This is a genomic window from Lacticaseibacillus sp. 53-4, assembly GCF_016861805.1.
Classification (GTDB): domain Bacteria; phylum Bacillota; class Bacilli; order Lactobacillales; family Lactobacillaceae; genus Lacticaseibacillus.
The window spans coordinates 1-14067 of record NZ_BOLT01000039.1 but is presented as its reverse complement, the minus strand read 5'-3'; the positions used below and the strand labels follow the sequence as shown (position 1 = coordinate 14067).

The window sequence follows — 14067 nt, the reverse complement described above, 5'->3', positions numbered from 1 at the left end:
GTGCTCAGACATAAAAATGGTATATAAAAAGGAGTTTCGAGGCAAGATGCCTTTCAACTCCAAATATCGTAGCGCCATTTTAGATTGACGCCTCGCAGCTGCGGGGCCTTTTTTTACGCCAAATCCAGTCGAATGAATTCGGTTACGCTCAGTCTGTCACGAAAGAAAATTTTGATGAAAAGGCTTATGCAACGGCATTATTCACCATTCAAAAACAATTCCGTGAAATTTTTCACTCAAATTTGTTTACAAATTCACATGGTTCCTGTATATTATTGTTTGTGAAATGGTTAACGAAAAATTTGACAGACTTGTGGAGGGATATCAATGCTCAAACAGAAGCCAGAAGCAACAACTGACATCGACGCGATGATCGACGACCTGGTCAAAAAAGGCCAGGAAGCGCTCAAAGTGCTGAAGACCTACGACCAAGCCAAGATTGACCACATCGTTCACCGCATGGCGATCGCCGGGTTGGATCACCATATGGAGTTGGCCAAGATGGCAGTCGAGGAAACCGGCCGTGGGGTTTATGAAGACAAGGCCATCAAGAACATGTTCGCCACCGAAGAAATTTGGCACTCGATCAAAAACGACAAAACCGTTGGCGTGATCGAAGAAGACAAGCAGCGGGGGCTGACCAAGATTGCTGAACCAATCGGGGTCATCGCCGGTGTCACACCGGTCACCAACCCGACTTCGACTGTCATGTTCAAATCCGAAATCGCGATCAAGACGCGGAACCCAATCATCTTCTCGTTTCACCCAGGGGCCCAGAAGTCTTCAGCGCGAGCCCTGGAAGTGATCCGCGACGAGGCGATGAAGGTCGGCCTGCCGGAAGGGGCCCTTCAGTTCATTGCCGAGCCAAGTATTGAGGCCTGCCAAGCGCTGATGCATCACCCAGGCATCGCCACCATTTTGGCCACTGGCGGTCCTGGTATGGTCAAGTCCGCGTACTCCAGCGGCAAGCCGGCCTTGGGCGTTGGCGCCGGGAACGCGCCAGCCTACATTGAGCAAACGGCCAACATCAAGCAGGCGGTCAACGACATCGTGCTGAGTAAGAGCTTCGACAACGGCATGGTCTGCGCCTCCGAACAAGGCGTGATCGTCGACGAGCCGATCTACAGCCAGGTCAAAAATGAGTTCCAGGCGCAGGGCGCTTACTTCATCAAGCAGAAGGACCTCAAGAAGTTCACTGAAACAGTGATCAATACCGACAAGATGGCAGTCAACCCGCGGATTGTCGGCCAAAGTGTTCAGCAGATCGCGGAATGGGCAGGTATCGAGATCCCGCAAGACACCACGATTTTGATTGCCGAACTCAAGGGCGTCGGCGATGCTTACCCACTGTCTCACGAAAAGCTGAGCCCCGTGTTGGCCATGATGAAGGCCAAGGACCACGAGGACGCCTTCAAGCTGGCCGAAACCATGCTCGACATTGGGGGTCTGGGCCACACCGCGATCATCCACACCGCCGATCAGGATCTGGCGCTGGAATACGCCGATAAGATGCAGGCTTGCCGGGTGCTGGTCAACAGCCCGTCGACCTTTGGCGGCATCGGGGATCTGTACAACGAAATGATCCCGAGCCTGACGCTTGGCTGCGGTTCGTACGGTGGCAACTCAATTTCACACAACGTGGGGACGATCGACTTGCTTAACATCAAAACTCTGGCAAAGCGCCGCAACAACATGCAATGGGTCAAGCTGCCGCCGAAGATTTACTTCGAACGTAACTCGGTCCGCTACCTCGAAAAGATGGACGGCCTCGACCGCGTCCTGATTGTTGGGGACCGGGGGATGGAAAAGCTCGGGTACGTCCGCATCGTTGAAGACGTGCTGAAGAATCGGACTAACAAAGTGGACATCCAGACGTTCCTAGATGTCGAACCGGATCCTTCGACCAACACGGTTTACAAGGGCACAGCCATTGCGAAGGACTTCAAGCCTGACGCAATCGTCGCAGTCGGCGGCGGCTCCGTCATGGATGCGGCCAAGGGCATCTGGCTGTTCTACGATGGCGACGGTGATTTCTTCGGCGCTAAGCAGAAGTTCCTGGATATCCGCAAGCGCACTTACAAGTTCCCGAAGCCAACCAAGTCCAAGCTGGTCTGCATCCCGACGACTTCCGGGACCGGTTCCGAAGTGACCCCGTTTGCGGTCATCACCGATTCTGATACTGGGATCAAGTACCCGCTGGCTGACTACGCCTTGACGCCAGACGTTGCGCTGGTTGATTCGCAGTTTATTGAAACCGTGCCGCCGAAGGTTGTGGCCGACACTGGCCTGGATGTCATCTGCCACGCGACCGAAAGCTATGTGTCGACCATGGCGAGTGACTACACCCGCGGCCTGTCCCTGCAAGCACTGAAGCTGGCCTTCGACAACTTGGAGGCGTCCTACAACGGCGATCTTGAAGCCAAGGCGAAGATGCACGATGCTTCAACCATTGCCGGGATGGCCTTTGCCAACGCCTTGCTGGGGATCAACCACAGTATCGCGCACAAGCTGGGCCAGACCTTCCACTTGCCTCACGGACGTTGCATCGCAATCACCTTCCCGCACATCGTTCGCTACAATGCCGCTCGGCCAAAGAAGCGCGCCGTATGGGCGAAGTACAACTACTTCCGCGCTGACGAAGATTACGCCCAAATCGCCCGGTTCCTGGGCCTGAAGGGCAACACGACCGAGGAGCTCGTCGAAGCGTTTGCCCAAGCTTATATTGACCTGGCCCACCGGGTCGGGGTCAAGATGAGCCTGAAGGAGCAAGGCATCGAGAAGCAGGATGTGCTGGACAATGTTGATCGCATTGCCGAGCTGGCCTACGAAGACAACTGCACGGTCACCAATCCGATCGAGCCGCTGATTGCAGACATGAAGCAAATCGTGCTCGATGAGTACGAAGGCACCGCCTCAAGCGTTGGCACCAAGTAACCATTTCAAGCCCTCACACAAGTCTCAAGGAACCGGAAGAACACGTCGAAAGGCGTGTTTTTTTTGCGTAAGTCATGCATAATAGGTAATGTGTATAAACTGAAAGTAAGGATGACTATGACACCAAATAAAGAAGACTACCTCAAAATGATTTTCGAACTGGGTGGGGACACAGCCTTGATCTCCAACAAGCAGATCGTAGTTGGGCTGAACGTTTCGGCTGCCTCAGTCAGTGAGATGGTCACTAAACTGGTCGAACAGCATTACGTTACGCACACGCCGTATCAGGGCATCAAGCTGACCGCCAGTGGCCAGAGCCGGGCGGCCGCCTTAGTGCGCAATCACCGGCTGTGGGAAGTCTTTTTGACCGAAGACCTGGGCTATCCGGTGGACAATGTGCATTCAGAAGCCGAGATGCTGGAACACGCGATGACGCCGGAAATGGCGGACCGTATGGCCAAGTTTCTGGGCAACCCGAAGTACTGCCCACACGGCGGAGTCATTCCCGATGCGGACGGCCATTACCTAGATCAAAGCCGCGTCACGCTGAGCCAAGTCGACGTCGGCGTCCAGGGCCACATCGAGCGGATTGTCGACGAGCCGGGGCTGATCGATTACGTCTTTGGCCTGGGGCTTTCGATTGAGGACCACTTTGAAGTGATCGCCAAAAGTGAACAGGCGATCAGGATCCGCCAGCGGGAAACGGGCAAGGAACTCGACATTGATCCGATCCGGGCGGCGCACATTTTTGTTGAATTGTAGTTATCTTTTGAAAGCGGTGGCAGTATCACTATGAGTAACGAAGTCAATGCAGTCATTATTATGTTTGGCGGATCGGGAGACCTCGCGCATCGTAAGCTGTACCCGGCGCTGTTCGGGCTGTTTCAGCACGGCATCTTGAAGGAACATTTTGCGGTGATCGGCACCGCCCGGCGGCCGTGGAGCGACGACCATTACCAAGGCGTCGTCCGCGACTCGGTCAAGGAAGCCGGCGGCACCGATGACGAGGCCATTGCCGCGTTTGCCCAGCATTTTTACTACCAGTCCCATGATGTGACCGACGCGGATCATTACGTCACACTGAAAAAGCTGGCGGCCAAGCTGGACGACCAGTACCACGTTGGCGGCAACCGGCTGTACTACATGGCCATGGCACCGACATTCTTCAGCACGATTGCCACGCACCTTAAGTCAGAGGCGCTGCTGACCGACACTGGCTTCAACCGGCTGATCATTGAAAAACCATTCGGGCACGACTACGATAGTGCCAAGGCGTTAAACGACGCGATCACCGGCACCTTCAAGGAAGAGCAAATCTATCGCATCGACCATTACCTGGGCAAAGACATGGCGCAGGCCATCTTGGCGCTGCGGTTTGCCAACCCGTGGCTGAAGGCGGTGTGGAACAAAGATCACATCAAGGACGTTCAGATCACGCTGGCCGAGGCGGTCGGTGTCGAGGAGCGGGCCGGCTACTACGAAACCGCCGGGGCCTTGCGCGACATGGTGCAAAACCACGTGATGCAGCTTTTGGCCTACCTGACCATGGATGAACCTAAGGCCTTGACCTCCGAGGCGATTCACGAAGTTAAGGCCAAGGCCTTTGACGACCTGCACCGCTACACCGAAGAAGAAGCGCGGCAGAACTTTGTGCGCGCCCAGTACGCTGCCGCGACCGTCGATGGCAAGCAGGTGCCAGGATACCGCGAAGAAGACGGGGTGGCCGCCGATTCGATGACGGACACCTTCGTTGCCGGGAAAATGCTGACGGATAATCCGAAGCTGGCCGGCGTGCCGATTTTCATTCGCACCGGCAAGCGGCTGACGCGCAAGTCGACGCAGGTCACCGTCACGTTCAAGGGCGGCGACGGGCTCTTCGGCACCACCCCAGGCGATCAGCTCACGGTGTACATCGAGCCAAACGAAGGCTATACGCTGGAGCTGAACGCGAAGAAGCTGGGAGAGGCCTCAACGCTTGAGCGGGAGTGGCTGAACATGCGGCACACCGAACAGGCAATCGCCGATGCCCCGGAGGCTTACGAGCGGTTAATTGGGGACGTGCTGGCCGGCGATCAGACGAACTTCAACCACTGGACTGAGCTGGCGCAGACCTGGCGCTATGTCGACGTGATTTCCAGAGCCTGGGCGAAGGACCAGACGATGCCGACTTACCCGGCGGGCTCGATGGGTCCAAAAGCGGCGTTTGACCTGCTCAAAGATGGTGATCATCACTGGTACTGGCAGCCGCGGCACACGCAGCTGGCGGATTAAAACAAGTGCAAAGGTCGGCCGCGGGCCGGCCTTTTTGCCCGGAAAGGAGGGCCGTCATGCTGGAGATCCCACTGCAAAACGACACGTCACGCAAAATTGTGCATGTGGACATGGACGCGTTTTATGCGTCCATCGAAGAGCGCGACGACCCCAGCTTAAAGGCCCGGGCACTGGTGATGGCGCACGACCCGCGGCAAACCGGTGGCAAGGGCGTGGTGACGACGGCCAATTACGTGGCGCGCCAGTACGGCGTGCACTCGGCGATGCCGGCCAACGAGGCGTTGAAGCTGGTACCGGCCAAGCTGCTGACGTTTAAGACGCCGGACTTTGAAAAATACCGCGCGGTGTCCCACCAGATCCACCAGCTGTTTCATCAGGTGACGGACTTGATCGAGCCGGTAGCGCTGGACGAGGCGTACCTGGATGTCACGGCTAATCACGATTTTCACACCACCATTGAGCTGGCGCTGTGGCTGCAGGACCAGATCCGCCAGCAAACCGCGCTGAGCAGCTCGATTGGCTTGTCGTACAACAAGTTTTTGGCCAAGGAAGCCTCCGAGTACAACAAGCCGCGTGGGCGCACCGTGATCCTGCCGGAGCAGGCGCAGTTGTTTTTGGACCGACTGCCGATTGAGGAATTTCGCGGCGTCGGGAAAAAAACGGCCCCACTGTTGCAGAATCTGGGAATCACCGACGGGGCGAGCTTGCGAGCCTTCGGGCAGGACCGCCTGATTGCGAAGCTGGGCAAGATGGGCTATGAGCTGTACCGCCACGCCCTGGGCATCGACAACCGGCCAGTGTTGGTGCGCACGGCCAAGTCAATTGGCAAGGAGCGGACTTACCGCGCCTTTTTGACCAGCGAAGCCGCGGTGCGCACGCAGCTGGAAAAACTGGCGGCCATGGTCGCTGAGGCCTTGGCCAAGAAGCAGATGCACGGCAAAACCGTGGTGCTGAAAGTGCGTGATGGGGACTTCAACACGCAAACCCGGCGGCAGACCTCCGATCACTACTACCGCTCCGCCAAGTCCATCCTGGACGCGGCCTGGCAGCTGTGGCGCGAAGGCACCGAGCAGCCTGCCCAGATCCGCCTGCTGGGAATCACGGTGACCGGTCTGGACCCGCAGCAATACGAGAATATTGACCTGCCTATATAACAGCTTGACATGTGTTATACTACAGAAAAAGCGGGAAGTGAGGCTTCGTCTATGGCCACCAAACATGAACAGATCCTAGCGTACATCGGCAGTTTGCCGGTGGGTACCAAAATTTCCGTCAGGGCGGTTGCCCGGGAGCAGCACGTCTCAGAAGGAACAGCTTACCGGGCAATCAAAGAGGCGGAAACCACTGGTTTGGTGTCGACCATCGAACGGGTCGGCACGATCCGCATCGAGCAAAAACCGCTCAACAATATCGATTCGCTGACATTTCGCGGCCTGCTTTCGCTGACGGACGCCAAGGTCTTGGGCGGTTCAGCCGGTTTGCCGAAGCATTTGGACAAGTTCGTGATCGGGGCGATGACGCCGGATGAAATGCTGCGTTATATCACCAAAAATTCGGTGGTGATCGTCGGCAACCGCGAGGACGCGCAGATGCTCGCCCTGCAAAACGGGGCGGCGGTCCTGATCACTGGCGGCTTTGCGACGACCGACCGGGTGATCCGACTGGGCAATGAGATGGAACTGCCAGTCATGCAAACCGCTCACGACACCTTTACTGTGGCGACCATGATCAACCGAGCATTATCCGATCAGGCCATCAAGCAGGACATTCTGACGATTGCGGCCATCTACACGCCGCTTGCCGATGACGTGCAAACCGGCGCCCCTGATCAAACCGTGGCTGATTTCACGAAGCTGCGCGCCGGGCGCAACGATTTTGCCTTGCCAATTATCACGCCGGCCGGCCGGCTGGTGGGGATGGTCGGTAAAAAACAAGTCGCAGGCAAAAAGCCCAGCACCCTTTTGGAACGTGTCATGAGCAAGGATGCGATCACTGTGCGGCCATACCTGGGGGTCACTGCGGTTGGTCATATGATGCAGGGCAACGGGCTCTCAGTGCTCCCCGTGGTCGATGATGACTGGCATCTTTTGGGCATTGTCACCCGCGGGGCGGTTTATTCGGCGCTGGCGGAGCTTGGCAGCAGCTCTCAGGGCACGACGATTGCCGATTCAGTGGCCGCAGCCGTCACGCCGGCGCCTTCGGAAACGCCGCAAAGTGCGGCTTACACCTTGGTGACCACGCCCATGATGATGAACAAGTTGGGGACTTTGAGCTTTGGGGTGACCAACGAAATCGTCAACTACGCGGTGACCCATTTTCTCAATGCCGAGGGGCGGCGCAACGTGCTGATCGAACAGCTGTCACTGCACGCGTTTCGCCCGATTCAGCTGGAGGCGACCATTCATGTGACGGTCAAAACGCTGGAGCTGAACTCGCACACTGCCGTGTTTGAAGTGGCACTTTCGGCGGACGGCATGCTAGCGGCACTGGCTTTAACCACCTGTCAGTTATTAGAAAGGACAACACGATGATTCAAGCAAAGATTCTTCAAGCCATTCAAAGTTACGACACCATTCTCATTCACCGCCACGTCAAGCCGGACCCCGACGCGCTGGGCTCGCAGGGCGGGTTGGCGGCCGCAATTCGCGCGGCCTATCCCAGCAAGCACGTGTACCAGGTAGGCGGTTCGGTCGGCGATTTGGACTGGCTGAGCACGATGCAGGATGTCCCGGATGAGACTTACCAAGGGGCGCTGGTGATCGTGTGCGACACAGCGGACCGGCCACGGGTGTCCGATGACCGCTTTGACCGCGGGGCGATGCTGATCAAAATTGATCATCACCCGAACGATGACGCATACGGCGACCTGCAGTGGGTCGACGAGGACGCCAGCTCAGTGTCGGAGATGATTTTCGACCTGATTCAAGGCTCCGACCGCAAGCTGTTTCTGACGGCGGCAAGTGCCCGCCTGCTGTACGCCGGCATTGTCGGCGACACGGGCCGGTTCCGCTTTAATAACACGATGCCACACACACTGGCCGCGGCTGCGCGACTGATCCAAGAAGACTTTGATCCGGCTGGGTTGAACAACCGAATGAACGCGATGACCTTCGCCCAGGCTAAGCTGCAAAGCTACATTTTCGATCACATGACGATCACTGACAGTGGCGCGGCGACGGTGACGATTCCGCTTGCTGAAACCGAAAAGCTGGGTCTTCAGCCGGACGAGGTGCACGCTGCTGTGGGCACCCCAGGCCGGCTTGGCGAGGTTCAGGCCTGGGCACTGTTTGTGGAGCAAGCCGGCGATGAACCGTACCGCGTCAACCTGCGTTCCAAAGGCCCGGTCATTAATGGCTTGGCCAAGGCGCACCGCGGCGGCGGTCACCCCTTGGCCAGTGGCGCCAAGGCGGAAGATGCAGTGGAAATTGCGCAGATCACACACGAGCTTGACGAACTGACCGCAGATTTTAGAAAGTAGGACAACATGACCAATCAATTTAAGCAATACCAACTGGCGCCATTTTTGCTCAAGGCGCTGGACGCTGAGCACATCAACGCCCCGACCCCGATTCAAGAAAAAGTGATTCCGGCCCTGCTGCGCGGCGAAAGCGTGGTTGGTCAAAGCCAAACCGGCTCCGGCAAAACGCACGCCTTTTTACTGCCGCTGCTGACCCGCATCGACTTGACCCAAGATGAGGTCCAGCTCGTGATCACTGCGCCATCGCGCGAACTGGCCGACCAGCTTTACGAAGTGGCCACTGACCTGGCTCAGTTTGAGCCGCAACTCCGCATTCAGCGCTACGTTGGCGGCACTGACAAGAGCCGGCAGGAAGACAAGCTTGAAAGCAAGCAGCCCCATGTTGCCATCGGCACCCCGGGCCGCCTGCTGGATCTGATCTCTGACCACGCACTGACCGCCTACACGGCCAAGATGTTTGTCGTCGACGAGGCGGACATGACGCTGGACATGGGCTTTTTGACCACCGTCGACCAGATTGCCGGCCAGTTCGGTGAAGACCTGCAAATGGCCGTCTTTTCCGCCACGATCCCGCAAAAGCTCCAGCCGTTTTTGAAGAAGTACATGGCTAATCCCACGGTGATCGAACTCAAGCCCAAAACCGTCATTGCCGACACGGTGCAAAACGACCTGATCCAGGTCCCGGCCCGAGACCGCAACGCCTTGATCTACAAGCTGGCGACCATGGGTGAACCATTTTTGGTGCTGATTTTTGCCAACACCAAGACGCATGTCGATGCGCTGCACCAGTACCTGACCGATCAGGGCCTGAAAGTGGCCAAGATTCATGGCGACGTCGAACCGCGGCGCCGGCGGCAGGTGATGAAGCAGATTGGCGAGCTCAAGTACCAGTACGTGGTGGCCACGGATCTGGCCTCGCGCGGTATCGACATTGATGGCGTCTCGCTGGTGATCAACGCCGAGCTGCCCAAGGACAACGAGTTCTTCATCCATCGCGTCGGGCGCACCGGCCGCAATGGGCAACCCGGCACGGCGGTCACGCTGTACGAGCCCGGGCAGGAGGCGCAAATTGCCGAGCTTGAGCACATGGGTGTGCACTTCACCCCCAAGGCGCTGAAGAACGGGGAACTGGTCGATACCTATGACCGCAATCGCCGGATTCGCCGGCAGAAGAAGGCCGCGCCGGTGTCCGGTAAGATCGCCGGCATGGCCGCCAAGGAAGCCAAGAAGAAGATGCCCGGCTACAAGAAGAAGATTCGAAAGGCCGCGGAAAAAGAAGCCTGGTTCAATAACCGCGTCGAAAAGCGCAATTCTGCGCGGTCCGCGCGGAAGGCCAAAAAAGAGCGAAACTAAGCCAGTGCCGTGCAGTCAAAGGAGGGCACCATGCCAAAAGTCGAACTGATGCTTGCAGAATGGAACGCGCTGCCGCCTGAGCGCCAGCGCTTCATCGCCACTCAGCTGAGCCGCTATTTTCTTAGTCCGCTGCTTTCGGTCGATGCCATCGTGCCGGTCGCCGTGGATTACTTCGGCAATCACCTGAGCACCTTTGATATTCTGATTGGCGGGGAATGGATGCGATTTGTGCCAGGGATGCGCCAGGTCGCACTCGGCGTCAAGCAACCGGTGCCAGCCGAGATGCAAGGCGTTTTGACAGCGCTCGGCGTGAGTGAAGAAGCCGGCCAGCGGCATCTCAGCCCGGCGGCGGTGCGCGACATGCCGCCGATGCTGGTGGCGCGCGCCAGTGTGCCTACTGGCGAGGCTGTCATCGGCACGATCGACTTGACCACCCAGGTTTTTTCCGGGGATCACTTCGCTTACGTGGCGGTGAAAAACCAGGTGCTGGCGCTGCTGCGACCGAAGACTGTTGGTCTGGCGCCGGCCGCGACCGGCAATTTTCCGCCGCGCCTGGAAAACGAGACAGTGGTGCTGCGCCTGGCCGGCGAACACGCCTATCAGGTCGCGGTCAAACAAAACTGGGATCAGGTGGCGCTGGTCAAGCGCCTGTCCGGGTTCGGCTTTGCGCTGCCGGACGAGCGCGAGTACGAGTATCTGATGGGCGGCGGGCTGGATTCGCTGTTTGGCTGGGGCAACCGGCTGCCGGATCCGGGGATGCGGTACGTTCCGAACCGATTCGGCCTGACCGTACCGGCCGAGCGTGAAGGCGCCGAGCTGGTGCGCAGCGCCTTTGCCAAAAGCGCGCCTGTCGCGGCTGGAGCTGAAGGGCCGGACTTGCTGCCGCTGTCGCCGTTTTACCGCTCGCGGCTGGGTGAGTTCAAAACCATGCGGTACCGTAAAATCGCCAAGGTCGAGTTGAAGTAGGCCTGGCGGCACCCGGACTGTTGACACCGCCTGACCCGGTTCGTATAATGAATCTTTGTTAGGATATGCAAGCGTGTTGCCCACTTTCAGAAAGTCGCCGGGTGCTGTGAGGCGATAGGGACGGGCGTTTGTGCTCCCTGATCTGAAGAAGATAATCAAATTAATGAAGTGGTAAACGACCAACATCGTTGCAACCAAGGTGGTACCGCGCGCAAGCGTCCTTGGAAAGCAACGGTGTTTTTTCTTTTGCCAAGGAGGACAGCATGAAAAAACTTTCAAGCGGCGAAATTCGCCAGATGTTTCTCGACTTTTTCAAATCCAAAGGACACTCGGTTGAGCCCAGTGCCAGTCTGATCCCAGTGGACGACCCAACCTTGCTTTGGATCAACTCCGGGGTCGCGACCCTGAAGAAGTACTTCGACGGCACGGTGATCCCGAAGAACCCGCGGATCACGAATGCGCAGAAGTCGATTCGCACCAACGATATTGAGAATGTCGGCAAAACGGCGCGGCATCTGACCTTCTTTGAAATGCTCGGCAACTTCAGTGTTGGCGACTACTTCAAAAAAGAGGTCATTCCGTGGGCCTGGGAGTTTCTGACATCGGACAAGTGGCTGGGGCTCGACAAAGATAAGCTGTACGTCACCGTTTACCCGAAGGACAAGGACGCGAAGGCCTTGTGGGAGCAAACCGGCGTGCCGGCTTCGCACATTTACGAAGTCGAGGACAACTTCTGGGATATCGGCGAGGGCCCATCCGGCCCGGATACCGAAATCTTCTACGACCGCGGCCAGAGCTTCAACAACCTGCCGGAAGACGATCCGGAAAGCTATCCGGGCGGCGAAAACGAGCGTTACGAAGAGATCTGGAACATCGTGTTCTCCCAGTACAACCACCTGCCGGATGGCCGCTACGTCGACCAGCCGCACAAAAATATTGATACCGGGATGGGCCTGGAGCGCCTGGTTTCAGTCATTCAAGGCACCAAGACCAACTTCGAAACCGACTTGTTCCTGCCGATCATCAAGGCAACTGAAAAGCTTTCGGCCGGTAAGACCTATGGCAAGGGCGGCCGCGATGATGTGGCCTTTAAGATCATTGCCGATCACGCCCGGACGGTGACCTTTGCCATCGGCGACGGCGCCCTGCCGAGCAATGAGGGCCGTGGCTATGTGCTGCGCCGCCTGATTCGCCGCGCAGCCGTCAACGGCCGCCGGCTCGGCATCAAGGACGCATTCCTGTACAAGCTGGTGCCAGTCGTTGGTGACATCATGGAAAGCTACTACCCGGAGATCAACCGCAACAAGGCGTTCATCCAAAAGGTCATCCGGTCGGAAGAGGACCGCTTTGCTGAGACCTTGGACGCCGGGCTGAACCTGCTGAACCAAACCATTGCCGATCTCAAGGCTAAAGGCGAAACAGTGGTGCCAGGGGCGACGGCCTTCAATTTGTTTGACACGTTCGGGTTCCCGGTTGAGTTGACCAAGGAAATCGCGTCCGATCAGGGCATCGACGTCGACATGACCGGCTACGAAGCAAACATGGAAGCCCAGCGGACCCGGGCGCGCGCCGCGCGCGGCGATGCTCAGTCAATGGGCAGTCAGGACAAAACATTGATGGCCATTAAGACCGCCAGCAAGTTTACCGGCTGGACAGATCTGCAGGATGATGCCAAGTTGACCGACCTGATTCAGGATGATCAGGAACAGGACCGGGTCACCGGCGGCGTGGCGCAGCTGATTTTTGACCAGACGCCGTTTTACGCCGAAATGGGTGGTCAAGTCGCCGACCACGGCGAAATTGTTGACGCGACTGGCGCGGTGGTGGCCAAGGTCACCGACGTCCAGCACGCCCCGAATGGTCAGAACCTGCACACGGTCGAGGTCGAGAACACCTTGAAAAAGGGTGAGACCTACACACTGAAAGTTGACGTTGAGCGTCGCAAGAAGGTCTCGATGAACCACACCGCAACTCACCTGCTGGATCAGGCCCTACGGCAGGTTCTGGGGGAGCACACGCACCAGGCGGGCTCGCTGGTTGAGCCGACCTATCTGCGGTTTGACTTCACCAACTTCGGCCAGGTGACAGACGCACAGCTGCGGGAGGTCGAAACGGTCGTCAACCAGCAGATCTGGCGGCAGCTGCCGATCACCTGGAAGGAAATGCCGATTGAAGAGGCCAAAAAGCAAGGTGCCATCGCGATGTTCGGCGACAAGTACGGCGACACAGTGCGCGTCGTGACAATCGGCGACTTTAACCGTGAGTTCGATGGCGGCACGCATCCGACCAACACCGCCGCGCTTGGACTGTTCAAGATCACCGGCGAGTCCGGGATCGGGGCCGGCATTCGGCGCATTGAGGCCGTGACGTCCAAAGAGGCGTACGATTATCTGACCAAGCAGCAAGATGAGCTGGCGCAAACGGCGCGGACGTTGAAGATCGATCACGTGGACGGCGTGCCGGCCAAGGTGGAAAGCCTGCAGCAGGAGCTCAAGGCTAGCCAGAAAACGGTTGAGGGCCTGCAGGCGAAGCTGGCAAACGAAGCGGCAGCCGGCATCTTCGACGATGCAGAAAAGGCCGGTCAGTTTACCCTGATCGCCAAGCAGCTGAAGGTGGCTGGCATGAAGGAGCTGCGCGACCTGGCCGACCAGTGGCGCGATAAGAATGCATCCGATGTGCTGGTTTTGGCCACGGCCAACGGCGGCAAGGTCAGTTTACTGGTTGCCGCGTCCAAGGCGGCCATTGCTAAGGGCGTGAAGGCCGGCGACCTGATCAAGGCCATCGCCCCGGCCATCGGCGGCGGTGGCGGCGGTCGGCCGGACATGGCGCAGGCCGGCGGCAAGCAGGCCGATGGCATTCCTGCGGCCTTGAAGCAGGCCCAGGAAACCCTCGCTAATCTTTAAAGCTAAATTGCAAGGGCGCTACGATATTTGGAGTTGAAAGGCATCTTGCCTGGAAACTCCTTTTTATATACCATTTTTATGTCTTAGCACACAAAGAGGACATTACACTGTCCCTTGTCTGCTCTCCGACCAAAGAAATTAGAAATGGAGTGTGTGTAATGT

The 14067-nt window shown here is 57.8% G+C and carries 9 protein-coding genes; all 9 read left to right on the top strand.

Annotation, left to right across the window (positions count from 1 at the left end):
• Positions 1 to 327: 327 nt before the first annotated feature.
• The 9 genes from adhE to alaS all read left to right on the top strand — a co-directional run bounded on the left by adhE (position 328) and on the right by alaS (position 13905).
• Positions 328 to 2934, top strand: coding sequence for a bifunctional acetaldehyde-CoA/alcohol dehydrogenase (gene adhE, locus JUF21_RS10795; RefSeq protein ID WP_125757100.1), 2607 nt, complete (start codon positions 328 to 330; stop codon positions 2932 to 2934).
• A 117-nt stretch (positions 2935 to 3051) separates the two neighbouring features.
• Positions 3052 to 3696, top strand: a complete 645-nt coding sequence (locus JUF21_RS10790; protein WP_203624323.1) for a metal-dependent transcriptional regulator — start codon at positions 3052 to 3054, stop codon at positions 3694 to 3696.
• Positions 3697 to 3726: 30 nt separating this feature from the next.
• Complete coding sequence (gene zwf, locus JUF21_RS10785; RefSeq protein WP_203624324.1) at positions 3727 to 5205, top strand: glucose-6-phosphate dehydrogenase; 1479 nt, start codon at positions 3727 to 3729, stop codon at positions 5203 to 5205.
• 56 nt (positions 5206 to 5261) lie between these two features.
• Complete coding sequence (gene dinB / locus JUF21_RS10780; protein ID WP_203624325.1) at positions 5262 to 6359, top strand: DNA polymerase IV; 1098 nt, start codon at positions 5262 to 5264, stop codon at positions 6357 to 6359.
• Between the two features lie 51 nt (positions 6360 to 6410).
• Positions 6411 to 7736: a DRTGG domain-containing protein gene (locus JUF21_RS10775; protein ID WP_203624326.1), complete on the top strand. Its 1326-nt coding sequence runs from the start codon at positions 6411 to 6413 to the stop codon at positions 7734 to 7736.
• Positions 7733 to 8683, top strand: a complete 951-nt coding sequence (locus JUF21_RS10770) for a bifunctional oligoribonuclease/PAP phosphatase NrnA (RefSeq protein WP_203624327.1) — start codon at positions 7733 to 7735, stop codon at positions 8681 to 8683. The genes JUF21_RS10775 and JUF21_RS10770 overlap by 4 nt, the downstream gene beginning before the upstream one ends.
• 6 nt (positions 8684 to 8689) lie before the next feature.
• Entirely contained in the window at positions 8690 to 10036 is a 1347-nt protein-coding gene (locus tag JUF21_RS10765) for a DEAD/DEAH box helicase (protein ID WP_203624328.1), read from the top strand.
• Positions 10037 to 10066: 30 nt separating this feature from the next.
• Positions 10067 to 11002 carry a hypothetical protein gene (locus JUF21_RS10760; protein ID WP_203624329.1) on the top strand — a complete coding sequence of 312 codons (936 nt, stop codon included), beginning with the start codon at positions 10067 to 10069 and terminating at the stop codon, positions 11000 to 11002.
• A 263-nt stretch (positions 11003 to 11265) separates the two neighbouring features.
• Positions 11266 to 13905: an alanine--tRNA ligase gene (alaS, locus tag JUF21_RS10755; protein ID WP_203664583.1), complete on the top strand. Its 2640-nt coding sequence runs from the start codon at positions 11266 to 11268 to the stop codon at positions 13903 to 13905.
• The last annotated feature ends 162 nt before the right edge of the window (positions 13906 to 14067 follow it).

Excerpts from the sequence above, each read along its gene's own strand:
- adhE (WP_125757100.1), top strand. The coding sequence starts at position 328 with ATGCTCAAACAGAAGCCAGAAGCAACAACTGACATCGACGCGATGATC.
- JUF21_RS10770 (WP_203624327.1), top strand. The coding sequence starts at position 7,733 with ATGATTCAAGCAAAGATTCTTCAAGCCATTCAAAGTTACGACACCATT.
- dinB (WP_203624325.1), top strand. The coding sequence starts at position 5,262 with ATGCTGGAGATCCCACTGCAAAACGACACGTCACGCAAAATTGTGCAT.
- JUF21_RS10765 (WP_203624328.1), top strand. The coding sequence starts at position 8,690 with ATGACCAATCAATTTAAGCAATACCAACTGGCGCCATTTTTGCTCAAG.
- JUF21_RS10790 (WP_203624323.1), top strand. The coding sequence starts at position 3,052 with ATGACACCAAATAAAGAAGACTACCTCAAAATGATTTTCGAACTGGGT.
- JUF21_RS10775 (WP_203624326.1), top strand. The coding sequence starts at position 6,411 with ATGGCCACCAAACATGAACAGATCCTAGCGTACATCGGCAGTTTGCCG.
- zwf (WP_203624324.1), top strand. The coding sequence starts at position 3,727 with ATGAGTAACGAAGTCAATGCAGTCATTATTATGTTTGGCGGATCGGGA.
- alaS (WP_203664583.1), top strand. The coding sequence starts at position 11,266 with ATGAAAAAACTTTCAAGCGGCGAAATTCGCCAGATGTTTCTCGACTTT.
- JUF21_RS10760 (WP_203624329.1), top strand. The coding sequence starts at position 10,067 with ATGCCAAAAGTCGAACTGATGCTTGCAGAATGGAACGCGCTGCCGCCT.